26 protein-coding genes are annotated in these 24,197 nt (G+C 46.1%); 15 read left to right on the plus strand and 11 right to left on the minus strand.

Annotated elements, in window-relative coordinates; genetic code table 11:
- Nucleotide 1: 1 nt before the first annotated feature.
- From ssb to ACYQ05_RS05430, 6 genes are all read right to left on the minus strand, one after another.
- A complete protein-coding gene (gene ssb, locus ACYQ05_RS05405; protein WP_459819079.1) occupies nt 2-604 on the minus strand; it encodes a single-stranded DNA-binding protein in 603 nt (200 codons plus the stop codon).
- Nucleotides 605-621: 17 nt separating this feature from the next.
- Nucleotides 622-2,016, minus strand: coding sequence for an MFS transporter (locus ACYQ05_RS05410; RefSeq protein ID WP_459819081.1), 1,395 nt, complete (start codon nt 2,014-2,016; stop codon nt 622-624).
- Between the two features lie 231 nt (nt 2,017-2,247).
- Nucleotides 2,248-2,910 carry a TorF family putative porin gene (locus ACYQ05_RS05415; protein ID WP_459819083.1) on the minus strand — a complete coding sequence of 221 codons (663 nt, stop codon included), beginning with the start codon at nt 2,908-2,910 and terminating at the stop codon, nt 2,248-2,250.
- 377 nt (nt 2,911-3,287) lie between these two features.
- Nucleotides 3,288-4,385 (minus strand): porin, encoded by a 1,098-nt coding sequence (locus tag ACYQ05_RS05420; RefSeq protein ID WP_459819085.1) that lies wholly within the window; start codon nt 4,383-4,385, stop codon nt 3,288-3,290.
- Between the two features lie 150 nt (nt 4,386-4,535).
- Nucleotides 4,536-5,090, minus strand: coding sequence for a DJ-1 family glyoxalase III (locus ACYQ05_RS05425; protein ID WP_459819087.1), 555 nt, complete (start codon nt 5,088-5,090; stop codon nt 4,536-4,538).
- Between the two features lie 9 nt (nt 5,091-5,099).
- Nucleotides 5,100-6,455, minus strand: coding sequence for a S41 family peptidase (locus ACYQ05_RS05430; protein ID WP_459819089.1), 1,356 nt, complete (start codon nt 6,453-6,455; stop codon nt 5,100-5,102).
- A gap of 121 nt (nt 6,456-6,576) precedes the next feature.
- Between ACYQ05_RS05430 and ACYQ05_RS05435 the strand changes: the two genes are divergently transcribed.
- Nucleotides 6,577-6,885, plus strand: a complete 309-nt coding sequence (locus ACYQ05_RS05435; RefSeq protein WP_459819091.1) for an ArsR/SmtB family transcription factor — start codon at nt 6,577-6,579, stop codon at nt 6,883-6,885.
- Between the two features lie 26 nt (nt 6,886-6,911).
- Nucleotides 6,912-7,775, plus strand: a complete 864-nt coding sequence (locus ACYQ05_RS05440; protein WP_459819093.1) for an HDOD domain-containing protein — start codon at nt 6,912-6,914, stop codon at nt 7,773-7,775.
- 76 nt (nt 7,776-7,851) lie between these two features.
- On the opposite strand, the gene rpsI is transcribed toward ACYQ05_RS05440, so the two are convergent.
- The 3 genes from rpsI to ACYQ05_RS05455 form a co-directional block, all read right to left on the minus strand.
- Nucleotides 7,852-8,244, minus strand: coding sequence for a 30S ribosomal protein S9 (gene rpsI / locus ACYQ05_RS05445; protein WP_459819095.1), 393 nt, complete (start codon nt 8,242-8,244; stop codon nt 7,852-7,854).
- Nucleotides 8,245-8,257: 13 nt separating this feature from the next.
- A complete protein-coding gene (gene rplM, locus ACYQ05_RS05450; RefSeq protein WP_459819097.1) occupies nt 8,258-8,686 on the minus strand; it encodes a 50S ribosomal protein L13 in 429 nt (142 codons plus the stop codon).
- Between the two features lie 157 nt (nt 8,687-8,843).
- Nucleotides 8,844-9,248, minus strand: a complete 405-nt coding sequence (locus ACYQ05_RS05455) for a winged helix-turn-helix domain-containing protein (protein WP_459819099.1) — start codon at nt 9,246-9,248, stop codon at nt 8,844-8,846.
- A gap of 106 nt (nt 9,249-9,354) precedes the next feature.
- On the opposite strand from ACYQ05_RS05455, the gene ACYQ05_RS05460 reads away from it, so the two are divergent.
- Nucleotides 9,355-9,564: a YgaP family membrane protein gene (locus tag ACYQ05_RS05460; RefSeq protein WP_459819101.1), complete on the plus strand. Its 210-nt coding sequence runs from the start codon at nt 9,355-9,357 to the stop codon at nt 9,562-9,564.
- Between the two features lie 49 nt (nt 9,565-9,613).
- Here the strand turns inward: ACYQ05_RS05460 and ACYQ05_RS05465 are convergent, their stop codons facing one another.
- Nucleotides 9,614-10,099, minus strand: a complete 486-nt coding sequence (locus tag ACYQ05_RS05465) for an FxsA family protein (protein ID WP_459819103.1) — start codon at nt 10,097-10,099, stop codon at nt 9,614-9,616.
- Nucleotides 10,100-10,163: 64 nt separating this feature from the next.
- Between ACYQ05_RS05465 and ACYQ05_RS05470 the strand changes: the two genes are divergently transcribed.
- From ACYQ05_RS05470 to purD, 9 genes are all read left to right on the plus strand, one after another.
- Nucleotides 10,164-12,386, plus strand: a complete 2,223-nt coding sequence (locus ACYQ05_RS05470; protein ID WP_459819104.1) for a protein-disulfide reductase DsbD — start codon at nt 10,164-10,166, stop codon at nt 12,384-12,386.
- Nucleotides 12,387-12,519: 133 nt separating this feature from the next.
- Entirely contained in the window at nt 12,520-12,963 is a 444-nt protein-coding gene (gene aroQ, locus ACYQ05_RS05475; RefSeq protein ID WP_459819106.1) for a type II 3-dehydroquinate dehydratase, read from the plus strand.
- Nucleotides 12,964-12,985: 22 nt separating this feature from the next.
- Nucleotides 12,986-13,462, plus strand: coding sequence for an acetyl-CoA carboxylase biotin carboxyl carrier protein (accB, locus tag ACYQ05_RS05480; protein WP_459819108.1), 477 nt, complete (start codon nt 12,986-12,988; stop codon nt 13,460-13,462).
- Between the two features lie 12 nt (nt 13,463-13,474).
- Nucleotides 13,475-14,824 carry an acetyl-CoA carboxylase biotin carboxylase subunit gene (gene accC / locus ACYQ05_RS05485; RefSeq protein WP_459819110.1) on the plus strand — a complete coding sequence of 450 codons (1,350 nt, stop codon included), beginning with the start codon at nt 13,475-13,477 and terminating at the stop codon, nt 14,822-14,824.
- A 72-nt stretch (nt 14,825-14,896) separates the two neighbouring features.
- On the plus strand, nt 14,897-15,775 hold the full coding sequence (gene prmA, locus ACYQ05_RS05490; RefSeq protein ID WP_459819112.1) for a 50S ribosomal protein L11 methyltransferase: 879 nt from the start codon (nt 14,897-14,899) through the stop codon (nt 15,773-15,775).
- Between the two features lie 22 nt (nt 15,776-15,797).
- Nucleotides 15,798-16,853: a tRNA dihydrouridine synthase DusB gene (dusB, locus tag ACYQ05_RS05495; protein ID WP_459819114.1), complete on the plus strand. Its 1,056-nt coding sequence runs from the start codon at nt 15,798-15,800 to the stop codon at nt 16,851-16,853.
- Complete coding sequence (locus ACYQ05_RS05500; protein ID WP_459819116.1) at nt 16,844-17,086, plus strand: helix-turn-helix domain-containing protein; 243 nt, start codon at nt 16,844-16,846, stop codon at nt 17,084-17,086. The genes dusB and ACYQ05_RS05500 overlap by 10 nt, the downstream gene beginning before the upstream one ends.
- 14 nt (nt 17,087-17,100) lie before the next feature.
- Entirely contained in the window at nt 17,101-18,663 is a 1,563-nt protein-coding gene (gene purH, locus ACYQ05_RS05505) for a bifunctional phosphoribosylaminoimidazolecarboxamide formyltransferase/IMP cyclohydrolase (protein WP_459819118.1), read from the plus strand.
- 50 nt (nt 18,664-18,713) lie between these two features.
- On the plus strand, nt 18,714-20,003 hold the full coding sequence (gene purD / locus ACYQ05_RS05510) for a phosphoribosylamine--glycine ligase (protein WP_459819120.1): 1,290 nt from the start codon (nt 18,714-18,716) through the stop codon (nt 20,001-20,003).
- Between the two features lie 47 nt (nt 20,004-20,050).
- On the opposite strand, the gene ACYQ05_RS05515 is transcribed toward purD, so the two are convergent.
- The gene (locus tag ACYQ05_RS05515; RefSeq protein WP_459819122.1) at nt 20,051-20,683 is read right to left on the minus strand and encodes a thiopurine S-methyltransferase; all 633 of its coding nucleotides are present in this window, start codon (nt 20,681-20,683) and stop codon (nt 20,051-20,053) included.
- A 253-nt stretch (nt 20,684-20,936) separates the two neighbouring features.
- On the opposite strand from ACYQ05_RS05515, the gene ACYQ05_RS05520 reads away from it, so the two are divergent.
- Genes ACYQ05_RS05520 through ACYQ05_RS05530 form a run of 3 tightly spaced genes read left to right on the plus strand, consistent with a single transcriptional unit; the run spans nt 20,937 to nt 24,196 of the window.
- Nucleotides 20,937-21,536: a redoxin domain-containing protein gene (locus tag ACYQ05_RS05520; RefSeq protein ID WP_459819124.1), complete on the plus strand. Its 600-nt coding sequence runs from the start codon at nt 20,937-20,939 to the stop codon at nt 21,534-21,536.
- A complete protein-coding gene (locus ACYQ05_RS05525) occupies nt 21,529-22,218 on the plus strand; it encodes a spermidine synthase (protein ID WP_459819125.1) in 690 nt (229 codons plus the stop codon). Before ACYQ05_RS05520 ends, ACYQ05_RS05525 begins: the two co-directional genes overlap by 8 nt.
- A gap of 25 nt (nt 22,219-22,243) precedes the next feature.
- Nucleotides 22,244-24,196 carry an ATP-binding cassette domain-containing protein gene (locus ACYQ05_RS05530; RefSeq protein ID WP_459819127.1) on the plus strand — a complete coding sequence of 651 codons (1,953 nt, stop codon included), beginning with the start codon at nt 22,244-22,246 and terminating at the stop codon, nt 24,194-24,196.
- Nucleotide 24,197: the final 1 nt, after the last annotated feature.

Genomic DNA, 24,197 nt, shown 5'->3' on the forward strand with positions numbered 1-24,197 from the left:
CCTAGAAGGGGACATCGTCATCATCAAAATCGTTGGCCACAAAAGCCGGAGCCGGTTGTGGTGAATTTTGTGATGAAGGCTGTGGCGAAGCAAATTGCTGGGACTGCGGATTCGTTTGGTTAGGCATAGACGCTTGTCCACCCAAACCGCCTGCCGCATTTTGAGCGGGAGCCTGTCCCATATTTTGCCCACCATTCATGCCCATGGCGGGTGCATTATTAACGCCCTCATCAAAAGCCACATCGCCCCCTTGACGGTTGCCCCCTAGCATCTGCATCTGACCATTAAAGCTGTCAATCACAATTTCTGTCGAATAACGATCTTGACCCGTGTTTTGATCTTGCCATTTCCGCGTTTGTAACTTGCCTTCCAAATAAACCTGCGAACCCTTACGCAAATACTGGCCTGCTATTTCCGCTAATTTGCCAAAAATGACCACACGGTGCCATTCGGTCTTCTCTTGTTTTTGACCACTATTTTTATCTGTCCACTGTTCTGAGGTCGCGACACTTAAGTTCACAACCGCACTCCCATTGGCCGTGTACTTTGTATCTGGATCGCGTCCCAATGTTCCCACCAAAATAACCTTATTTACTCCGCGCATTCTTTTCTCACTTCTTATTAAGCCATTTTTTCTAAAAATTCAATTAAACCCGCTTCATCAATTTTTTTGCGGTCAATCTTCAAATAGATTCGTTCATCTTCTGGCACAATCACCACCTGATGGACACCTTCAATCTGTAACAACGCCTGCTCCAGTCGCGCCTGATCCTGAATATGCTTTGCATAATGCAAAGGCACAGAGGCAATACTTAAAGGCAGCGGATTCTGCATGCCCTTAGCAAACAGTAACCAGAGCAACCCCATCACGGCGGTCATCATGAAGAGTCCATTATACCCATAATGTTGATAGAAATAACCACCCAATGCACCACCTATCGCAGCCCCCAAAAATTGACTGGTCGAATAAACCCCACTGGCAGTGCCCTTTTTGTCTGCTGGTGCGACCTTAACCACCAAACTTGGCAGGGTGGCTTCTAACAAATTAAAAGCGGTAAAGAAAATTAACAGCACTATAAAGAAAGACCAAAATCCATTATGGAAACCCATAAACAGCAACTGGGTCACGACAATGGTCGCAATGGCGCCTAAATAAATTTGCTTCATCCGCCCTTTACTTTCTGCCTGAATAATAAAAGGCACCATTAATGCGAAAGAGAGCAACATCACTGGCAAATATAACTCCCAGTGATGTAGAGAATCTAAATGCGCATGATCCCGAATCATAATTGGCAAGGCCACAAACATTGCCGTTAAGGTGGCGTGCAAAGTAAACACCCCATAATCCAAACGCAACAACTCTCGATCTTTTAATACATCCTTAAACTGTTTAGGATCTGCTTCTGCTTCACGTTGAAAATGCTGATGCTTAATTTCTGGAATGGCAAAAATCGTGAGCAGAATTCCAATAAGCGCAAGCAGTGCAATCACCCAGAAAATGCCTCGTACACCGACCCATTCAGCCAAAACTGGGCCAGCCACAAGAGAGACTGTAAATGATAAACCAATGGTCATGCCGACAATGGACATGGCGCGCAAACGAAATTGCTCAGAGACCAAGTCAGCCACCGTCGCCATCAGCACCGCCGCAACAGCACCCATCCCTTGAATGGCGCGCCCCACAATCATCATCTCGATTGAGTCCGCTGTAGCACAGATCATAGAACCTATGGCAAAAATCAACATCCCTGCCACAATTAAAGGCTTACGACCATATTTATCGGACAGCATGCCATAAGGAATCTGCAAAAAGGCTTGCGTCAACCCATAAATCCCCATTGCAATCCCAATTTGCGTCGCGGTCACCCCTTTAAATTCATTTTGAGCAAACAACGCAAATACCGGGAAAATCATAAACAGACCCAACATCCGCGTAGAGAAAACCCCCGCGACAGCAATAGCTGCCCGCTTCTCTTCCGGCTGCATGGTAGGTTTAAAAGAAGATGTTTCCGACATAACGCGCTCCCAAAATGTTTAAAGCGTTATTATACCGCTCAAACTTTGAAGAGATAATGAAACTCATAAAAACAAAAAGCGAGGCCTTAGCCTCGCTTTTTAATGATTGATTCAAGTTAGAAAGATAGCGCCTTTGCGATAACGGAAACGAGTTAAGACTTGTATTTCCCGCCTAGACTAGGAAAATCTTATCCCATTTTATCGCTCGCATCTCACTTAGGCATCGGTTTCTTAGAAGGATTTTGTCAGACCTAAAACCATATAGACCGTATCATCATTATCTTTACCACTGTTAATCAACTCAATATTACCATCCAGTCCTTTTGCCAACTCATGTGAATAACCTAGACTCATGTAATCTAGCGTATCTGAGCCTGAAGCGTCATATTTTGTAGCACCATAAGTCGCAGAAAAGTTATTGTACTCAGCGGAAATCGCATAATGTTTATAATCTTCATCACGGGTTCCAGTAGAATCCGTTCCTATATCATAGTTGATAGAAAGAAACTTATAGCCTGCTGAAAGGTTCACTTCTTTATAATCAGCGAAACCACCCGCTTTCCCACCATAGTTATAAGAGGTATAGCCAATCCCTAAATCTACTTGACTAAAGGATCCTGACCAGCCAGCATATAAATCGTATTCAAATCCTGGCGTTGTATCACTATTCATACTCGAACCCCAAACCCCGGCGTAAAGACCGGAGTCGTGTTCATAATCAACGCCACCTTGTGCAGCGGCACCATCACCTTGAGAAGCACCTCGGAAAATATATTGGGTCACGGCCCCAATATTTGCAGAAATCCCAGCCTGAGCAACAGTAGGCGCCATTGAAATGGATCCAGCCACCAACATAGCGGACATAAGAGAGGTAAGTTGCGTTGTCTTTTTCATATAAAGCTCCAATTATTAAGTTGACAAAAATCACTAATATTAAAGCGAATATATTGCCAACTTTTAAATAACTATATATATCAAATAGTTACTTTGGATTTATACAAAACCATTAACGCCACCACCTTCCCTTGTGCACCATTATGAAACATAATTGATTAAAAATGTAACATTAAATATAAAATTTATGAAAAAATATTCTAAATTTTTAAGTGAAAATCCGTTTCGCCATAGCCGTGCCTTACATACCTCGTTTACCCTCAAATCAAAGACAGGTGTCTATTTTTATTTTAAATTTTGTTAGTTTTAAAAACAAAAAACCCCGCAAATGCGGGGCTTTCGTTTAACTTAACGACTTGCGAATGCAAGCAATCAAATTAGAACTTGTGGTTTACACCAATTGCAAAGGTAGTTTTTTCAGACTTATCAGTTGTTGTAACACCTGCGGTATTTTCAACAGCAACATAGTTTACATATGCTGTAGTCTTTTTACCTAGCGCATAGTCTAGACCTAAGCCATAGTTAGTGGAGTCATTATACTTATCGCCACTAGCATTTTTATCACGATCAACTGACATGATTTGTGCCTTAGGCATAAATTTACCGATTTTGTAGCCTACACCAGCAGAAAGAGTTGTCCCTTTTTGGTTTGTATTATCAAGTGCTTTTCCAGAGAAGTCTTGATACATAACGTTCGCAGTCAAACCTGAAACAGTATATTGAGCCACTAAACGCAGATGAGAAGCTGAATCTGTACCACCAAGAACTTCTTTAGAAGCACTGTCCATTGCAGCGGCTAAATAAAGGCCTTTTTTCTTAGAACCATACATGACTGCAGCAGACATTAAATCTGTCAAAGAAGATTCTTTGGTTGTATCTCCACCTGTTTCTTTAGGTACAAATGCTGCAACCACTTTTACGCCATTAAAAGAAGGAGAGACATAAGCTAAAACGTTAGACACACGATTTTCACCACCTTTCCCGAAGGCGCCTAAACCACCTGCTAAATATTTAATGTCCCCGGCAGTATCACCAAAGAAATCCTTAGCTTGCGCCATTTTAAAAGGTGTGTCATGACGACCTAAAAGCACAGCACCAAAGCCGCCGGCCAAACCAACATACTGATTACGGTTTGTAATTACCTGTTTCTCAAGACTTTTTACTTCCACAGTATCGCCATTGCTATCTGTATAGGTTTTTGTTTTAGAAGCATTATCGATTTGAACACCAAATTCTAATTTATAGATCGCTTTTAGACCATTACCTAGATCTGAATCCCCTTTCAAACCAAAGCGAGAGTCATGGTTATTCACCTGAATACCTGAATCTTGCTTATCTTTATCACCGTTTACATCTTTAACACTGATGCTTTCAACAGCCATATGTACACTACCATAAACAGTTGGCGCAGCCATTGCAGATGGTGCAGCAACAACTGATGAAGCGATTGCTAATGCAATAATATTCTTTTTCATTGGTTTCTTCCTTTTAGTTATTTAAACGAAATGTTTAAAATCCGTCCACCTCTGTGAACATGTTGATGACTATATTCAAATTTTAAATGGGTTGCAACTTTTTTTTGCTGTTTTACCACATTTTTTTCACCTGTTGTTTTTTTGCAACATTTAGGCAAACAACAACCCTTGAGCCACTTCCTCTCGCATCGCTTTACCTTGCAGCGCTTCTACCAAGGTTAAGGCGAACGCCATGGCGGTTGCTGGACCTTGGGAGGTGATGATATTTCCATCCTGCACCACAGGTTGATTTAGGTATTGCATGCCGGGCGCAGGGTGCTGGTCGATCACCCCTGGATATGAAGTGGCGCGCTTGCCGTCGAGCAAACCCGCAGAAACCAACACCATTGGCGCGGCACAGATGGCGGCGACCAGGCGTCCTGCTTGCGCTTGCTTTTGCAGCATTTTACGCAATCTCAGGTCTTGATTGAGATAATCCGCACCTGGCAGCCCGCCGGGGAGGGCGATAAGATCAAAATTTTCTTCTTCCACCGCTTGCAAAGAGGTCTCCGCCAACAATTGGGTGCCTCGGCTGGCTTGAATCTGTAATTCGTCTCCCAGTGAAGCACGCACCACCTTAACACCGCCGCGCGTTAAAACATCCATAATAGTCACTGCTTCCAACTCTTCACACCCTTGCGCTAAGGGCACTAATGCCGTCTTCATAATGTCCTCCTACTGGTAATATTTAGCTTTTTGTTGCACAAATGCCATACCTTTAACCAAGCTATAAGCTTCATGCAATTCAAAATCTTTACTTAACATCTGTTTGGCTTTTTGGTCCGCTTTCTGCTTCGCAGTTTGCGGCTTGACTTTCTTATCATCTTTATGCGCAAGATGACCACTCAAGTCTTTCTCTTTGACATCAAAAATCGGCTTTTTCAACTTTTCCAGTTTCACACGCTCAATTTGAATATCTGGCACAATCCCTTCATTTTGAATGGAGCGTCCTGAAGGCGTGTAATAACGCGCTGTGGTGAGTTTTATCGCCCCCCCATTGTTCAGTGGCATCAGCGTTTGCACAGACCCTTTACCAAAACTGGTACGACCGGCGATTAAAGCACGATGCTGATCTTGCAAGGCGCCAGAGACGATCTCTGAAGCGGATGCAGAACCTTCATTAATCAATACAACAATGGGTTTACCTTCTAAAACATCCCCCGGTTGTGCTTCAAAACGCATTTTCGATTTTTTGATGCGTCCTTTCGTATAAACAATCAACCCCTTATCTAAGAAAGCATCAGAGACTTGTACCGCAGCCTGTAGCACACCACCGGGGTTATTTCTTAAATCTAAAATCAGTCCCTTAAGCTTGCCACCATTCTCTGCTTTTAGTTTCTCAATGGCGTTGACGAGGTCTTTACCCGTGCGGATTTGGAACTGGCTGATGCGAACATAGCCTATACCATCTGGTAACAAATGCTGCTTAACACTTTTCACCTTAATCACGGCGCGCGTCAGCGTGAGTACCAGCGGCTTATCTTCACCTTTGCGTACAATGGTCAGCGTGACTTGAGTGCCTGGCTTGCCGCGCATCAGCTTGACCGCATCAGTCAGTGTCATCCCTTTAACAGGTTTATCGTCGATTTTAATAATTAAATCGCCTGCCTGCACACCTGCCCGCTGTGCCGGTGTATCATCTATCGGTGCGATGACTTTGACAAAACCATCTTCCATGCCGACTTCCATCCCTAAACCACCAAATTCTCCCATGGTGTGCTCTTCCATCTCTTTAAAGCTCTTAGGAGGCAAATAGGCAGAATGTGGATCTAGATGAGACAACATGCCACTAATGGCACCCTCTAAGATTTTGTCGTCAGAAACAGGCTCAACATAGTCACGTTTAATTAATTCAAACACTTGGGCAAATGAACGCAATTGTTCCAGCGGTAAAGTCACTTGGTGAGATTCTGATTGTGCTGTAGAGGGCGCATCTCTATCCGCAAAAACTGTTGTCCCCACCGCTAAGGCACCACCTAAAACGGCACCCGTCAATAACCACAATCCTTTTTTCATGCCATTGGTTTTCATCTATATTCTCCAAACTGATAAAGCTCTAATTTTGACATTATAAATTATCTTTAAGTGACAGCGGACACGCTTTTGTTTAAAATTGCAAATCTTATATTTTTTAAGGAAATAGGAATCACTTATGCCAGAGAGCGAATTTTTTTCCATGCGAGAAGAGAATATTGAGCGCGCTTCTAAAGCGTTAAAAGCGATGGGCCACCCTTTAAGACTCAAAATTCTCTGCGTTATTGGCGATCGAGAACTTCCGGTAATGGATATTGTTGAGCAAGTTGGCACCTCCCAAAGTAATGTCTCTCAACATCTTGACATTTTAAGAGAGAAAGGCATTATCTCTTCGCGCCGAGAAGGCAGTCGAATTTTATGTAAAATAAAAAATCCCGATCTACTCAATTTAATGAATGCAATGCAACAAACATTCTGTCCTTCTTAAACCCGGCCATTTAAAAAGAGTGACCCATGCAGCAATCTATTCAAAATGCGAATCAAATTCTGCAAAAAGTAAATCTACCCATCATTCCTGAAGAGGTGATTCGCTTAAAAGAGGAAATCAATAAAAAATATCCCAACACGGTCACGATTGCCAATTTAATTAGCCATCATCCAGAACTGCTGGCAAATTTTTTAGACTTGGTCAAAACCAATCTAACCGATGAAAAACAAGAGATTAAGGATGCGCGCGCAGCGGTGAATATATTGGGATTAGAAGACCTTTATAACCTTTTTTTGTCCAGTGTGCTCACCAATATTATCAGCGAATCAGATGTAGAGAGAATGATTCTTAATCATGGCGCCAAAGCGGGGATTGCGGCTGCAGAACTGAGTTATTGGGTACAGAATGTCAGTCGCAGTGAAGCCTATATGGCTGGGCTAATGCAAAATATCGGTGCCGTTTATCTGTCGCGTTTAGAGCCTGAATATTATGCACACCTGTTTAACCAACAACTGGCCGCACCGCTTACGGCCTATCAAAAAGAGCTGGAACATTTTGAAACCGCCCACACCTTTGTCGGCATCATTGTCGCCAAACGCTGGCATCTAGAGAGTGATATCTATAAGGCTATTTTACTGCACCATGATATTGACTTTGCAAACGAAACAGCTGGCCATGCAAAGGTTAAAAATTTAGTCTCTTTGGTTATTTTAGCCAACTATGTGGTCAGTGCCACCACCGGTGAGCAGTATATTACCCAAGAATCTAAACAGTTTCGTGACCGCGCTTTAGAAGTGCTGGATCTCCCCAGAGACCGCGCCATTAAGGCCGCTTCCTCGGCGGTGCAAAAATTTGGCAATAAAGTCGGAGTCGTGGTTGGCGCCCATTAAATTAAAAATCTTAAAACGCGATAAAAACAAAAAACCCGCCGAAGCGGGTTTTTTTGAAACTTGCGAAAAATAACGATTAACGCTTGGAGAACTGTGGACGACGACGCGCTTTGCGCAGACCGACCTTTTTACGCTCGACTTCACGTGCATCACGCGTCAGTAGACCGCGTTGACGAAGCGCTGGGCGATTCCCTTCATCATAAGCGACCAAGGCACGCGCCAAACCGTGACGCACCGCGCCAGCTTGACCTGTGGTTCCACCCCCAGACACGGTGATGTAAGCATCAAATTTACCGACACTTTCAGTCGCTTCTAAGGGTTGGTTAATCACCATTAAATCCGTTTCACGCGCAAAAAACTCTTTAATGTCACGACCATTCACCGTCATTTTACCCGTACCCGCTTTCAAAAAGACGCGAGCCACTGAGCTTTTACGACGACCTGTTCCATAATACTGTTCTGTTGCCATTTTCTAATTCCTCTTAAATCTCTAGTGCTTTAGGTTGTTGTGCTGCATGTGGGTGCTCAGCACCAGCATACACTTTTAGTTTTTTAAACATTGCACGGCCTAAAGGACCTCGAGGCAACATACCTTTTACAGCAAACTCAACAGGACGCGTGGGCTTTTCACGCAATAAGGTTTGCAAGTCTGTCGTTTTTAAATTACCGACATAACCAGTCACATGATGATACTTTTTGTTTCTCATCTTGTTCCCAGTCACTTTAATTTTGTCGGCATTAATGACGACAATATAGTCCCCGCAATCCACATGAGGGGTGTATTCTGGCTTATGCTTTCCGCGTAAGCGAGCGGCAATCTCAGAGGCCATGCGACCTAAAGTTTTGCCTTCAGCATCAATGATATACCAATCACGCTTAACTTCAGCTGGCTTTGCAACAAATGTGCTCATAATTCTATCCTATCTATAATAATCAACTTCCAATGTTTGAGGCTAATGCGCCTTCAAATCATCACTTACTGTTTAACGGGCAATAAGGGGAAGGATTAAAAACGCGTATTATAGAGAAACCACATCCCAGGTGCAAGTAAAAGCGCTTCATGATTTTTTACGCATCATCAGAAGGAGACTCTGACGCATTTAAAATACTTTGCATCTGTTGACTCTCTTGCTGCAAAAAAGTTTGAAACCTTTTCTCAAAGGCTCTAAATTGCGCAATGACTTTTTGCCCCTGTTGAGTCAGTTGGGTGCCGCCCCCTGAAACCCCGCCATGCGTCTTAATCACAAGCGGCTGGTCGCTAAAGGTATTCAGCTCTTCAATTAACTTCCAGGCTTTTTTATAGGACATCCCCATCTCTTTTGCCGCCCGATTCATTGAACCATATTGCCCAATCTTTTCTAAAAGCTCAATCCGGCCAATCCCGACATAGGTTTGCGCTTCACCTGGTTTACCAAGTAGCCAAAATCGCGCATTAATTTGCTCTGAATAGTGTTCACCCGGCAATTTACGCATGGTTATTAAAAACTCCTTATGGATTTGACTTATTTGACAGGGTTTCTATATATTATTAGATAGGCACGTTTACCAAGAATTTTAACGTTTAATTTGGAGAAAATTGATGAATATTGGCAATCTGGATAGAATCATTCGAGTCATTATCGGAGCAGTTTTAACTTATCTCGCCTATGCGGGCATCTTAGGCTCATGGGCATATATCGGTCTAATCCCTCTGTTTACAGGTTTGATAGGCTGGTGTCCACTTTACACCCTATTAGGCGTTCAGACTCGAGGCTTGGCTGAGGATGTAAAACCTCAAAGTCAACGCTAATCCAATAGCTCACACTGATTAAGGTCGATTAAGGGGTGCGCCCCTTTTTTTACGGCTCTTTTTTATCAGATTTAATCTCAGTCCACTCGGCCTCAATGATTTCAATTTTTCCCGGCGGTTGTGACGATTGTGTTGAATTCGATTCAAACGTGCCATCATACGTTTGGGGCTGTCTACCATTATTCAAACCATTATTTAATACGCGTGCAGCGATCGCTTGGCGAAGGGGTGGGATTAACAGTAAAAACCCGATAAAATCGGTGATCAACCCCGGAATCAATAAAAGTAGACCGCCGAGAAAAATAAGCCCCCCTTCAATCACTGCTGTTTGTGGCAATTGCCCCATCATCATCGCTTGCTGTGCCCGCTGCAGAGTCATCAACCCTTGAGATCGCATTAAAGTTGCCCCCACGACCGCAGTAAAAATGGTCAATAAGATAGTGGGAAGCGCGCCGATCATACCACCTACTTTAATTAAAAAATAGAGCTCGATCGCAGGGACCAATAACAATAATAAAAATAGAATACGAAACATTTTTCTCTCTCTAGGGTCTTTTACATATAATAACAAAACATATGAATAAGTCTACGGGGGCATTATGAAAACGGGTCAGAACACTTATCACCTCACCTTTGGTTGGATCATCCTCTTGCTATGGGTCATCTCACTGCCCGCCCACTCAGCATTACTTAAAGTCGATCAGGCGTTTCAGCTTGAGCCACCAACGATCGAGCATAATCAAATTCAACTTCATTGGAAAATCGCGCCGGACTATCACCTCTATCAAGAACGCATGCAGATTTCCTCTAAAGAGGCGAAGCTAGGAAAAGCCACTTTTGGTCAAGGGAAAACCGTGGATGACCCCATTTTCGGTCGTACCACCATTTTCGAGCATGAAGCCAGCATGCAAGTCCCCATCCTCTCCGCCCCTAACACCTTTTCGATCACTGTAAGTTATCAGGGGTGTAATGGGCCCCAAGGCGTTTGCTATCCTCCCCAACAAAAAACCTTTCAGCTGCAAATGCCGCAAGCGCCGACACAAAATCAAAACCTCTCTCAGCTGAATCAATATCTTGTGGCTGACAGCGGCAATGAACTGCTGCCGGCTGACGAAGCCTTTGCCTTTAAAGCGCTGCCGGAAAAAAACAAGCTTATTTTAAGCTGGCAAGTCGCCCCTGGTTACCATCTTTATCAGAATAAAATTAAAGTCAAACCCTTAAGCGGTTCGGTTAAACTGGGTGAACTCAATCTGCCGCCTGCTGAAATCAGTGACGACCCCCTATTTGGCAAAACCCCCGTTTATAAAAAGCCTTTTCAAGCCGAACTCCCCATCCTAACCTTAAACACGCCAAGTAAAATTGAAATCACTTACCAAGGCTGCTCTGACGTTTCCGGTGTCTGTTATCCACCCGAGCATCAAGTGATTACTTTAAATCCGGCCGACTTCCAATTAGCGGCTAAAGCCCCCTCACAAACTAACGCAGAGCGCTCGAATAACACTTCCACGGCTCAACCTGCCCCGCTTTCTGAAACGGATCAGATTGCGGATACGCTAAAACACGGTTCTTTGTGGTTAATTCTGGGGAGTTTCTTCCTATTCGGCCTGCTGCTGGCCTTTACCCCTTGTGTCTTCCCTATGATTCCGATTTTGTCGAGCATTATTGTAGGGCAAGGGGAGCATATCACCACCCGGCGCGCCTTTATCCTCTCTTTAGTGTATGTGCTGGCAATGTCCATTACTTATACCGTCGCCGGGATTTTAGCTGGGCTGTTTGGCGAAAATCTTCAAGCGGCTTTCCAAAATCCGTGGGTATTGGGCGCCTTTAGTCTGATTTTTGTCTTACTCGCCTTATCCATGTTTGGCTTTTATGAACTTCAGCTCCCCAGCCGATTCCAAAGTAAAATTAACAACATTGCCAATGAACAAAAAGGGGGCACCCTCACCGGTGTTGCGGTGATGGGCTTCCTTTCTGCCTTAATCGTTGGGCCTTGTGTCGCCCCTCCGCTCGCCGGCGCTTTAATCTATATTGGCCAAACCGGTGATGCGGTATTAGGTGGCGCTGCCCTGTTTGCCATGAGCTTGGGGATGGGCTTACCATTGCTTCTGCTCGGCACCTCTGCTGGGAAACTCCTGCCTCGTGCGGGCAGTTGGATGGATGCCATTAAAGCGGTATTCGGGGTATTGATGCTCGGCGTGGCGATTTGGATGGCAGACCGCATCTTACCTGAATGGCTCACGATTTTAGCTTGGTCACTGCTGTTTATTGTCTCTGCAGTCTATATGGGCGCTTTTGCACAGCCCACATCCGGCTGGCAAAAACTGTTTAAGGGTTTAGGTCTTGCCCTCTTTATTTGGGGGATCTTCACTTTAGCCAGTTTGGCCCTCGGCAAACCTAGTTTGCTGCAGCCCCTTACAGGGATGAGCATGGGACACGCTTCAGGAGGACAAACCTCTCAACAAGGGCTCAAATTCAAACCGATTAAAAACGTGGACGCACTTAGCGCTTATCTCGGTCAAGGTAAACCGGTGATGCTGGATTTCTATGCAGATTGGTGCGTCTCTTGTAAAGAGATGGAACACCAAACTTTTCGCGACCCTCGGGTTGTGCAAGCTCTCTCTGAGGTGACCCTGTTACAAGCGGACGTCACCGCCAATGATGCCGATGCGAAGGCGCTAATGAAAAAGTTTGGTATCATTGGCCCACCTGCCATCCTCTTTTTCACGCCAGATGGCCAAGAAATCAAATCATTAAGAGTGGTGGGCTTTAAATCCCCGGATGCCTTTCTGCAAGTGGTGAATCAGGCTTTCCACTCAAACTAAGTCTAAACTTAAACGGATTGTGAAATTTCATGCATGTTCGTGAAATTTCACATCAATTCATGCTATTTCTTTCCTTACTTTTCTATTTTCTCAGGTATAATAAACCTTTATTCTTAAACCTGTGATAAGACCGATGGCAACCATTCTTGTAATTAATGGCCCCAACCTGAATTTGCTGGGAAAACGAGAGCCCAAACACTATGGTCGTCAAACCTTGGCGGACATCATTGAAGCTTTGGAAATTTATGCCGATGAGTCCCGTTACACCTTAAAGCATTTTCAAAGTAATGCTGAACATGAAATCGTCAACCGCATTCATCAAACGATAGAGGATGGCACCGATTTTATTATTATCAACCCAGCCGCCTTTACCCACACCAGTGTGGCGATTCGTGATGCTTTAGCCGCAGTTGAGATCCCCTTTATCGAAGTACATCTTTCCAATATTCACAAACGAGAACCCTTCCGTCGGCACTCCTATTTTTCAGATATTGCCGAAGGTGTCATTGCTGGCTTAGGACCTGTTGGTTATCAACTGGCGCTCTTTGCCGCTATTGAAAAATTAGAAAAACTGTAACCCATCATAGAAGGAACAGACTATGGATATTCGCTCCATCCGCAAACTGATTGAAATTGTTGAACAGTCAGACATTGCCGAAATTGAGATTAAAGAAGGTGAACATAACATTCGCATTACGCGCTCAAAAGAGCCGGTAATTATGCAAGCCCCTGCTCAGCAAGTGGTACAGGCCAACGCTGCGCCAGCGCCGACTGCGGCGCCAGCTCAGGCATCTGCCACAGAATCGACGCCTGCAGCCTCTACAGAAACAGTTTCAGGTCATGAGATTAAATCTCCCATGGTCGGCACCTTCTATATCACCCCTTCGCCAGATGCAGAGCCTTTTGTCAGCGTCGGGGATCATGTCAACGTCGGCGATACCTTATGTATTATTGAAGCAATGAAAATTATGAATCCCATTGAGTCCGACGTCTCCGGAACCATTAAGAAAATTTTGGTCAATGCCGGGGAACCTGTGGAATACGGACAAACCCTTTTCATTATTGAAACCGACTAATTGGGGGTGATGATGATCGATAAAATTCTCATTGCCAACCGTGGGGAAATTGCCCTGCGCGTTTTGCGCGCTTGTAAAGAGATGGGCATTAAAACCGTAGCAGTACACTCTGAAGCCGATGCCGACTTAAAACATGTGCTGCTGGCAGATGAATCGGTCTGTATAGGCCCCGCTCCTTCTTCTGAAAGCTATTTAAATATCCCCGCGATTATTGCGGCTGCAGAGGTCACCGATGCGGAAGCCATTCATCCTGGCTATGGCTTTCTATCTGAAAACGCAGATTTTGCGGAACGCGTTGAAGAGAGCGGTTTTATCTTTATTGGCCCAAAAGCTGAAACCATTCGTATGATGGGTGATAAGGTCTGTGCCATTAAAGCGATGAAAGCCGCGGGCGTGCCAACCGTTCCAGGTTCTGGTGGCCCTTTAGGAGATAATGACGAAGAAAATCTACGCATTGCGCGTGAAATCGGTTATCCAGTCATTATCAAAGCTTCAGGTGGCGGCGGCGGACGCGGCATGCGCGTGGTGCACACCGAGTCAAACCTACTAAAATCTATCCAACTGACCAAATCAGAAGCGGGCAGTTTTTTTGGCAATCCTGAAGTCTATATGGAGAAGTTTTTAGAAAATCCACGCCATATTGAGATTCAGGTGTTGTCAGATGGGCAGGGCAATGCGATTCACTTAGGGGAACGCGACTGTTCCATGCAGCGCCGTCACCAGAAGGTGGTGGAAGAAGCGCCTGCACCTGGCGTAACTGAAGAACAGCGGCAACGCATTGGCGCCGCTTGCGTACAAGCCTGTATTGAAATTGGCTATCGCGGCGCGGGAACTTTTGAGTTTCTCTATGAAAACGGGGAATTCTATTTTATTGAGATGAATACCCGCTTGCAGGTGGAGCATCCTGTCACCGAGCAGGTAACGGGTGTGGACTTGGTGCGCGCTCAAATCGAAATTGCGCGCGGCGAGCCCTTAAAGCTGAAACAAGAAGACATTGAGCTTCGAGGTCATGCGATTGAGTGTCGGATTAATGCTGAAAACCCTGCGCGCAACTTTATGCCTTCTCCGGGCACTATTGAGCGGTTGCACCTACCAGGTGGCATTGGTGTGCGCTGGGATTCGCATATTTATACGGGCTATACCGTCCCCCCCACCTATGACTCAATGATTGGCAAACTGATCTGTTACGGAGACAGCCGTGATACAGCCATTGCGCGTATGAATGGCGCTTTAAAAGAGCTGGTGATTAAAGGCATCGACACCAATATTGCCTTGCAACGAGAGATCATGAATGATCAAGGGTTTGTGCAAGGCGGTGCCAATATCCATTATCTGGAAGAGCGACTCGAACATTTAGTGTAAGTGTCTACATACACAGGCTGCAAACCCGCCATTGGCGGGTTTTTACTTTAGGATACTTTAGGAATTAATAAAATGGCTTGGATACAAATAAACACCGTTGTCAGTGAAAACCTTGCTGAACTGTTGTCGGAAGCCTTAATGGCATTAGGCGCCGCTTCGGTGACTTTTGAAGACGCCAAAGATGTCCCCATTTTTGAGCCCCCTATGGGCACCACGCCGATTTGGCCGAATACCAAAGTCATTGGATTGTTTGATGCGGAAACCGATGCGCAGGGTGTGATTCAAACTTTACAGCAGCAGTTGCCTGAATTAGCCGCACACACTTTTAAAGTCGAGCAACTGGAAGACAAAGATTGGGTGCGGGCGTGGATGGATCAGTTTGAACCGATGCAATTTGGAGATCATCTGTGGATTGTCCCCAGCTGGCATCAGCCACCGGACCCAGAAGCCATCAATCTGATGCTTGATCCAGGCATGGCCTTTGGCACTGGCACCCACCCGACCACTGCACTCTGTCTCACTTGGTTGGATCAACACCCACCTGCGGGCAAAACAGTGATTGATTACGGCTGTGGTTCCGGTATTTTGGCCTTGGCGGCTTCAAAACTGGGGGCTCAAAGCGTGGTGGGGGTAGATATTGATCCCCAAGCGGTGATCGCTTCCAAACAAAATGCTGAACGCAATGCGGCGGATATTGCGTTTTATTTGGTTAAAGATTTTGAATCTGAACCGGTGGATTTGGTGATCGCCAATATTTTAGCCGGCCCCCTCAAGGAATTGGCTCCTGAATTTGATCGCTTATTGAAACCCGGCGGTACACTGGTGCTATCAGGATTACTCACCACTCAGGCCGCCGAACTGCAAACACATTATGCTGCACTCGGCATCCCTTTGACCACATTTGAAAGTCAAGAAGAGTGGGGATTGCTGGCTGGACAAAAACAACGCTAACACCAAAGAACGGTTGCAAAAAATGCCAGAATCCCCAGTCCTGCCTTCACCACAGGGTTTTCAAATTGGAAAATTTCAATTTGCGCACCCGTTTATCTTAGCGCCGATGGCTGGCATTACCGATCGCGCTTTTCGCACGATTTGCCGCCAAAAAGGCGCAGCTTTCGCGGTAGGTGAGATGGTGGCATCGCAAAAACAGTTGTGGCAATCGGCCAAATCCAGCACGCGTCAGGCCGATATTGCAGAAGCAGAACCGCGCGTGGTGCAGCTGCTGGGCACAGAACCCGAAGTCTTGGCAGAAGCCGCCGCCTGGCAAGCAGCGCGCGGTGCGCAAATCATTGATCTCAATTTAGGCTGTCCCGCGAAAAAAGTGTGTCGCGTCGCAGCCGGCTCGGCGCTGATGGCAGAGCCGCAAAAGGTTGCCCAAATTTTTGAAGCCGTAGTCAAGGCGGTCTCGGTACCAGTCACCGTAAAAATGCGCACCGGAACCGATGCTGAAAATAAAAATGCCCTGCAGATCGCGCAAATCGCTGAAGCCTGTGGTTTGCAAGCGGTCACCATCCATGGCCGGACGCGTGCAGAGAAATTTTCGGGGCCGGCGGAATATGATACCCTCGCAGCGGTCAAACAGGCATTAACCATTCCTGTCATTGCCAATGGCGACATTACCACGCCCCAACAGGCCGATTTTGTATTAAAATATACGGATTGTGATGGCGTGATGATTGGTCGAGGCAGTTTAGGGTTTCCATGGATTTTTCAACAGTGCCAACAGCATGCCGCTGGGAAAACGATTCAGTTCCCGGATAGGCGGGAATTTACCCAAACCCTTTTGCAACATTTTCAAGCCTTGCACCAACTCTATACCGAAGCGGGCAGTGAAATCACCGCTGTTCGTCATGCACGCAAACATTTCGGTTGGTATGTCGAAAAGCTGTGGACACTCTCTCAAGCGGGGCACTTGGATGTGCCGGAGTCGTTACCACAATACGACCTATCTACCCTACGACAAAGTTTTAATCGACTGATAACGCCGCAGCAACAACTTGAATTCATAAGACAAACATTATGCCTATAAACCGAAACTCACAATTAAGCCAACAGGTGGTTCAAACGCTTGAAACCTATTTTGAAACCTTAGGCGAAGAAGAGGCCAGCAATCTTTATCAGATGGTGATGACCCAAGTAGAAGCCCCGCTCATTCGCTGTGTACTGGAACGCACGGACTATAATCAGACCCAAGCAGCACAAATTTTGGGCATTAACCGCAACACCTTACGCAAAAAAATGAAACTCTATCAATTACTTTAAGGAGAACCTCCCCTATGAAACCTGTTCGTCGAGCACTGCTCAGTGTTTCAGATAAAACCGGCATTGTTGATTTTGCCAGTGAACTCTCAAAAATGGGCATTGCCCTTCTCTCCACCGGTGGCACCTATAAAGTGCTGTCTGAAGCCGGACTGCCCGTCACTGAAGTGGCCGAATATACCGGTTTTCCAGAAATGATGGATGGTCGTGTCAAAACCCTACACCCTAAAATTCATGGGGGACTTTTAGGGCGTCGCGGACAGGATGATGCGGTCATGGCCGAACATGGTATTGACCCGATTGATATGGTGGTGGTGAACCTCTACCCTTTTGAAGCCACTGTGGCCAACCCCAACTGCAGTTTAGAAGATGCGATTGAGAATATTGATATTGGTGGCCCCACCATGTTGCGTTCTGCCGCTAAAAACCATAAAGATGTCGCTGTGGTCACTGATCCAAAAGACTACGATCGTATTCTAGAGGAACTGAAAGCTCACCAAGGTCAGCTTACCCACGCTACGCGTTTTGATTTAGCGATTAAAACTTTTGAGCAAACTGCGCGTTATGATGGTGCCATTGCCAACTACTTTGGCAAAATGTTTGCCGACACCCCCGAAGACACTTTCCCCCGCACTTACAACACCCAGTTTGTGAAAAAACAGGCGTTGCGTTATGGTGAAAACCCGCATCAAAAAGCGGCCTTCTATACTGAGCGTGAGCCCAAAGAAGCCTCCATCTCCACTGCCACTCAGCTGCAAGGTAAAGCATTGAGCTTTAATAATATTGCCGATACCGATGCAGCCTTGGAATTGGTGAAAACCTTTGATGAGACCGCCTGCGTCATTGTTAAGCACGCCAACCCTTGTGGCGTTGCTCTGGGCAACAGCCTGCTAGAAGCCTATGATCGAGCTTACACCACCGATCCCACCTCTGCCTTTGGCGGCATTATCGCCTTTAACCGCCCCTTGGATGCAGAAACTGCGCAAGCGATTATTGACCGTCAATTTGTAGAGGTCATTATTGCACCGAGCGTTGAAGACGGCGTCACTGACATTGTCGGCGCTAAGAAAAATGTGCGTCTATTGGTCTCTGGCCAGTGGGATGAACAATTACCCGCTTATGACTATAAAAAAGTGACCGGCGGCTTGCTGGTGCAAGATCGTGACTTAGGGATGGTGACTGAAGACGATCTCAAAGTGGTCAGCGAACGCGCGCCGACTGAAGCAGAACTGAAAGATCTGATGTTTGCTTGGAAAGTAGCGAAATATGTAAAATCCAACGCCATTGTTTATGCCAAAAACCAGATGACCATTGGTGTCGGTGCCGGCCAGATGAGTCGGGTATACAGTGCGAAAATTGCCGGAATTAAAGCGGCTGATGAAGGCTTAGAGGTACAAGGCTCAGTGATGGCTTCTGATGCCTTCTTCCCTTTCCGCGATGGTATTGACGCTGCCGCCGAAGCGGGGATTACTGCGGTGATTCATCCAGGCGGTTCTGTACGAGATCAGGAAGTGATTGATGCTGCCAATGAACATGGCATTGCCATGGTCTTTACCGGTATGCGTCATTTTAGACATTAAGATGAATTAACTTCACGCCTAAAGTGGCTGAAATTTTTGGAGAAAACCCTATGAAAGTTATGATTATTGGCAGTGGCGGGCGTGAACATGCTTTGGCATGGAAAGCCGCACAGGGCGCTTCCGTCAGCGAAGTATTTGTCGCCCCAGGCAATGCCGGCACTGCTCAAGAACCTAAATTAACCAATGTCGATATTGCGGTCACCGACTTAGAAGGTTTGGTAAAGTTTGCCAAAGACGAAGGCATTGAGCTGACGATTGTGGGTCCTGAAGTGCCTTTGGTCATGGGTGTAGTGGATGCTTTTCAACAAGCCGGTCTGAAATGTTTTGGGCCGACCGCAGCCGCTGCTCAACTGGAAGGCTCAAAAGCCTTCTCCAAAGACTTTTTGGCCAAACACCATATCCCCACCGCCGATTATGAAGTCTTTACAGAGATTGCAAAAGCGCATGCTTACCTAGATAAAGTTGGCGCCCCTATTGTCATTAAGGCCGATGGTTTAGCGGCTGGTAAAGGGGTGATCTTAGCTGAGACGGTAGAAGAAGCAAAAGCGGCTGTGGACGATATGCTGGCAGGCAATAAGTTTGGAGATGCTGGCGCACGCGTGGTCATTGAAGAGTTTTTAACCGGCGAAGAGGCCAGCTTTATTGTGATGGCAGATGGCAAAAATATTCTACCCATGGCCTCTTCTCAAGATCATAAAGCACGCAATAATGGTGATACCGGACCCAATACCGGCGGTATGGGCGCTTATACCCCAGCGCCTGTGGTCACCCCTGAAATTCATGAGCGCATTATGAATGAGGTGATTCGTCCCACCATTGAAGGCATGGAAAAAGAGGGGATGCCTTATACCGGCTTTTTGTATGCGGGGATTATGGTGGCAGAAGATGGCACCCCGAAAGTATTGGAATTTAACTGTCGATTTGGAGATCCCGAAACACAACCGATTATGATGCGTCTGCAATCAGATTTGGCTCAACTCTGTTTAGCAGCCCTTGAGGGGAAACTCGACAGCGTTGAAGCACAATGGGATCCACGCGCTGCGCTAGGCGTGGTGATGGCCGCTGAGGGGTATCCAGCCGATTACCGTAAAGGGGATGTCATTCAAGGGCTGGATCAAGTGCATGGTGAGGATATCAAAGTCTTCCATGCAGGCACCGCTTTGAATGAGAAGGGTGAAGTGATTACCGCCGGGGGACGCGTGCTCTGTGTGACTGCTTTAGGCGATACCGTTTCCGATGCTCAGAAACGCGTCTATGAAGGGGTTCATAAAATCTCTTGGCCAGGTGTTTACTACCGTACCGACATCGGTCACCGAGCCATTGCTCGCGAAGCGCAATAGTTTGACGGCGTCTGTTAGCCGGTTTTAACCGATTAGGCTAACAGACTTCAAAACTGAATTAAATAAATGCTTTCCTCAATCGACACGCCTTTGCGCGTTGCCTCAACGGTTTCCAATTTCTGTAATGACGATACCTGTGCAAACAGCTGCTCTACCTCTGACTCAGGAACCGCAAAGGGTGGGCCTGGCAATAAAGAGGGATCATAATTCATTGTAATCAGTAACATTCGACTGCCCTTAGGCACAATCCGCTTAAGATGATTCGCATACTCTGCACGCATCTCCTGTGGCAGTGCGATCAATGCCGCTCGGTCATAAACCGCTTTCACGGTTTGACATTGCTCTGCCGCCAACTGAAAAAAATCCCCACAAATCAGTTCCAAGCCTTCAATGCGATAATGGCATGCGTGCTCAGTTACTATTTTTTCCGCTGCCGATAACTGCTGTTCGGCCAAAAACTGTTCAATGGCTAAGGGGCTTAACTCCACACCTAACACTTGCATCCCCTGCTCAAGAAGCCAAATCATGTCCAAACTTTTACCACACAAAGGCACCAGAACCTGATCATTCGCCTGAAGAAACAACTGATCAAAGTATTTCTGTAAAAAAGGATTCACTGTCTGTTGATGAAAACCTATCTGCTGCTGCTGCCAGCGTTTATGCCAAAAATCTGCCTCCATTCCCGACGCCCATTTCTTATAAAGCGTGTTATTATAAATGAGACCTTTGCACGAGATGGTTTTACGGCTAAAAATGGCTAAAATTTCCCCTATCGTTGTTGGAAAACTTGGCAATAGAGCTGGCTATGCCCTGCGTTTTCCGCCTAGATATGGAAAAATTTTTTCTCATTTTTAGCTCGCATCCCACTCATGCAAAGGTCTCTATTTGAAAAATCTTGATAAGATCTAAACGATTCAATCAAAGGGACTTAGGATGGACAGCTCCAAAAAAACCATTAAACGTTATCCTCTAAAGACGAAAGAATACGAAGATCTTGAGAGAGAGACGCCTTTACCCGATGAGCTGCCATTTTTTAAACGCCGGTGGGTTAAAAATACGCTTTGGGCGATGGTGATTGTGGTGCTCTATTTAAGCTTACGCCATTTCCAACAAGGGGATGTGATTAAAACACAGGTCCCACCAGTTCAGCTGCAGACCTTAACTGGTGAGGTCATAGACCTTTCCAAACCGCAACCTAAGCCCTATTTAATTCACTTTTGGGGCACTTGGTGTCCGATTTGTAACTATCAACACGATGCCATTCGAAGACTCTCTGAAAAATATACCGTCATTGCCATCGCTGTCAAATCCACTTCAGAGGACGAATTACGCAAATTCTCCGATGAAAACTTTATTCCCAAAAATATTATTGTGAATGACTTAGATGGAGATTTAATGACACGGTTTAAAGTAAGCGCTGTGCCAACCGATCTTTATGTCATGCCTGATGGGCGTATAAAGTTTGTGGAAGTGGGCTTTACCAGTTATTTTGGTTTTTGGATTCGGCTGTGGTGGCTAGAACACTTTGGCTAAACGTAGCTTAAAACGCTATGGCGGCAAATTGATTTTTTGCCAACGCGATGAATGGGGATTGGTCGAAGTCATTGAAACGGCCAGCACCCACAGCTTACACTTTGGCAGCCCAGTGGAACAGAGCTGTCTCTATTTTCACGCACCTTTTACCCTCGCGCATGAATATCAAGAAACCCTTTTGGACTGCGTCCTGCAATATGCAGACCAGCAACCGATCCAAAACTTACTGCTGCTCGGACTAGGCGGCGGCAGCTTGATCACCCAACTCCATCCCTGCCTGCCAGGAACACGCTTTACCGCAATTGAATTGCGACCTTTGGTGATTGAGGTTGCACACACCTATTTTCATCTCCCCCAAGCGGATAATCTGCACTGTATTGCCAAAGACGCTTGTCAGTTTTTAGCTGAAAACAGAACGCCTTACCAAGTGATTGTGGTAGATCTATATAATGAAACTGGAATGCCGGAAGCGCTGACTGATGAACATTTTCAACAGCTACTTCTGCAAAACCTCTCCTCTCCGGGTCTATTGCTAATGAATCTTTGGCAAACCACGCCTCACTTAACCCAACCCATTCTCCACTTTTGGCAGCAACAAAGCCGTCAAAGACCCGAACTGCAGATGCGCACTTTTCCCATTGCTTCAAGCCAAAATTTGATCCTACAAATTCTGTTAAAATAGCGCTTTCTCAATTTAGGAATGCATTATGGCGCTGCTGTTTTTACGGGATGTCTCTTTAAGTTTTGGTGCGGCTCCGCTGTTAGACCAAGTCTCTTTGCAGATTGAGTCACATGAGCGGCTCTGTATTTTGGGACGTAATGGCGAAGGCAAATCCACCCTGCTTAAAGTGATTGAAGGCGAACTTCAACCGGATAGCGGACAGCGCATTGTGCAAGAAGGGGTCAAAATTGCTAAGCTGCAACAAGAGGTGCCACAAGATCTGCAGGGCTCAGTCTATCATGTGATTGCCTCAGGACTGGGGAATTTAGGTGAAACCTTAGACCATTACCACACCCTGAGCCAGCATGCTGAAACCCCAGAACAACTCGACAAATTGATGCAGTTGCAGCAGCAGATTGATGCGGCAGATGGCTGGCAATTGGAAACCCGAGTGACGACGCTGACCAGTCAACTGGGTCTCCCTCAGGAAGCGGAATTTGCCAACCTTTCTGGCGGAATGAAACGCCGCGTTTTACTGGCAAAAGCGTTGATTCAATCGCCAGATATTCTGCTGCTCGATGAACCCACTAACCACCTCGATATCCCTTCGATTCAATGGCTGGAACAATTTTTAAAAACCCTCTCTTGCACTTTAGTCTTCATTACCCACGACCGAGCTTTCCTACAAGCATTAGCCACACGCATTGTTGAGCTGGATCGAGGTCACCTGCACAATTGGCAGTGCGATTATGCCACCTATCTCAAACGCAAAGCAGAAGCCTTAGAAGCAGAAGCGAAACAGAATGCCAACTTTGATAAAAAATTGGCACAAGAAGAGGCGTGGATTCGACAAGGCATTAAGGCGCGACGTACCCGCAATGAGGGTAGAGTCCGCGCCCTAGAAAAGCTGCGTGAAGAACGCAAAGCACGCCGTAGCCAGCAAGGCAAAGCCAAAATGCAGCAAAACAGTGCGGAGTTATCGGGCAAAAAGGTGATTGAAGCCAAAGAGGTCAGTTTTGCCTGGCCCAATGGTGACCCCATTGTTCAAGACTTTTCTACCACCATCATGCGAGGCGATAAGGTCGCCCTTATTGGGCCGAATGGCTGCGGAAAATCGACACTTTTACAGCTGTTACTCGGTCAAATCCCACCCACTAAAGGGAAAATTGAATTGGGCACCAACCTGCAAATCGCTTATTTTGACCAACACCGAGCACAACTAGATCCTGAAAAAAGGGTGGCTGAAAGTGTAATCGATGGCACCGATACCGTCGAAATCAATGGTCAGCGTAAACATGTGATGGGCTATTTAAGCGACTTTCTATTCTCGCCTGATCGCGCACGTCAGCCGGTAAAAGCGCTTTCCGGCGGTGAAAAAAACCGTCTGCTTTTGGCGCGCACCTTTGCCCAACCCTCCAATCTCCTCGTATTAGATGAACCCACTAACGACTTGGACCTGGAAACTTTAGAGCTATTAGAAGAGCTGGTCGCAGACTACAGCGGCACGGTCGTTCTGGTCAGCCATGACCGCGCCTTTATTAACCATGTGGTGACCAGTAGCTTGGTGTTTGATGCACCTGGTGTGGTCAATGAATATGTGGGCGGTTATGATGATTGGCTACGGCAAAGACCGGAAAAATACGCGCAGAGCGGTTTTTTCCAAGCGTTAGGCAGTAAACAAGACACAAAAAGCAAAAACAATGCTAAAAACCCCAGTCCTGCCCCTAAAAAAGAAGCCAAACCTAAGTCAAAACCGAAAAAGTTGAGCTATAAAGAGCAAAAAGCTTACGAAAGTTTGCCAGAAAAGATCGAACAGTTGGAAGCCGAACTCGAACAGCTCGCAGAGGAAACCCAAGCCGCAGAATTTTATCAACAGCCTCAAGAAACCGTACAGCAGGTGCTGGCGACTTTACAAGCCAAAGAAGCTGAACTGGAAGCGGCTTTTGAACAGTGGGAAGCGCTCGAAGCAAAACTCCTGGCGCTGCAAACCGCCAATTAGA

This window comes from Galenea microaerophila, assembly GCF_054657255.1.

Bases quoted from the DNA above. Each gene is read 5' to 3' on its own strand.
- ACYQ05_RS05410 (WP_459819081.1), bottom strand. From the start codon at position 2,016: ATGTCGGAAACATCTTCTTTTAAACCTACCATGCAGCCGGAAGAGAAG.
- ssb (WP_459819079.1), bottom strand. From the start codon at position 604: ATGCGCGGAGTAAATAAGGTTATTTTGGTGGGAACATTGGGACGCGAT.
- ACYQ05_RS05460 (WP_459819101.1), top strand. From the start codon at position 9,355: ATGAATATTGGCAATCTGGATAGAATCATTCGAGTCATTATCGGAGCA.
- rplM (WP_459819097.1), bottom strand. From the start codon at position 8,686: ATGAGCACATTTGTTGCAAAGCCAGCTGAAGTTAAGCGTGATTGGTAT.
- ACYQ05_RS05530 (WP_459819127.1), top strand. From the start codon at position 22,244: ATGGCGCTGCTGTTTTTACGGGATGTCTCTTTAAGTTTTGGTGCGGCT.
- ACYQ05_RS05520 (WP_459819124.1), top strand. From the start codon at position 20,937: ATGGACAGCTCCAAAAAAACCATTAAACGTTATCCTCTAAAGACGAAA.
- prmA (WP_459819112.1), top strand. From the start codon at position 14,897: ATGGCTTGGATACAAATAAACACCGTTGTCAGTGAAAACCTTGCTGAA.
- dusB (WP_459819114.1), top strand. From the start codon at position 15,798: ATGCCAGAATCCCCAGTCCTGCCTTCACCACAGGGTTTTCAAATTGGA.
- accB (WP_459819108.1), top strand. From the start codon at position 12,986: ATGGATATTCGCTCCATCCGCAAACTGATTGAAATTGTTGAACAGTCA.
- ACYQ05_RS05440 (WP_459819093.1), top strand. From the start codon at position 6,912: ATGCAGCAATCTATTCAAAATGCGAATCAAATTCTGCAAAAAGTAAAT.
- ACYQ05_RS05470 (WP_459819104.1), top strand. From the start codon at position 10,164: ATGAAAACGGGTCAGAACACTTATCACCTCACCTTTGGTTGGATCATC.
- accC (WP_459819110.1), top strand. From the start codon at position 13,475: ATGATCGATAAAATTCTCATTGCCAACCGTGGGGAAATTGCCCTGCGC.
- ACYQ05_RS05425 (WP_459819087.1), bottom strand. From the start codon at position 5,090: ATGAAGACGGCATTAGTGCCCTTAGCGCAAGGGTGTGAAGAGTTGGAA.
- purH (WP_459819118.1), top strand. From the start codon at position 17,101: ATGAAACCTGTTCGTCGAGCACTGCTCAGTGTTTCAGATAAAACCGGC.
- ACYQ05_RS05435 (WP_459819091.1), top strand. From the start codon at position 6,577: ATGCCAGAGAGCGAATTTTTTTCCATGCGAGAAGAGAATATTGAGCGC.
- ACYQ05_RS05515 (WP_459819122.1), bottom strand. From the start codon at position 20,683: ATGGAGGCAGATTTTTGGCATAAACGCTGGCAGCAGCAGCAGATAGGT.
- rpsI (WP_459819095.1), bottom strand. From the start codon at position 8,244: ATGGCAACAGAACAGTATTATGGAACAGGTCGTCGTAAAAGCTCAGTG.
- ACYQ05_RS05420 (WP_459819085.1), bottom strand. From the start codon at position 4,385: ATGAAAAAGAATATTATTGCATTAGCAATCGCTTCATCAGTTGTTGCT.
- aroQ (WP_459819106.1), top strand. From the start codon at position 12,520: ATGGCAACCATTCTTGTAATTAATGGCCCCAACCTGAATTTGCTGGGA.
- ACYQ05_RS05415 (WP_459819083.1), bottom strand. From the start codon at position 2,910: ATGAAAAAGACAACGCAACTTACCTCTCTTATGTCCGCTATGTTGGTG.
- ACYQ05_RS05500 (WP_459819116.1), top strand. From the start codon at position 16,844: ATGCCTATAAACCGAAACTCACAATTAAGCCAACAGGTGGTTCAAACG.
- ACYQ05_RS05430 (WP_459819089.1), bottom strand. From the start codon at position 6,455: ATGAAAACCAATGGCATGAAAAAAGGATTGTGGTTATTGACGGGTGCC.
- ACYQ05_RS05455 (WP_459819099.1), bottom strand. From the start codon at position 9,248: ATGCGTAAATTGCCGGGTGAACACTATTCAGAGCAAATTAATGCGCGA.
- purD (WP_459819120.1), top strand. From the start codon at position 18,714: ATGAAAGTTATGATTATTGGCAGTGGCGGGCGTGAACATGCTTTGGCA.
- ACYQ05_RS05465 (WP_459819103.1), bottom strand. From the start codon at position 10,099: ATGTTTCGTATTCTATTTTTATTATTGTTATTGGTCCCTGCGATCGAG.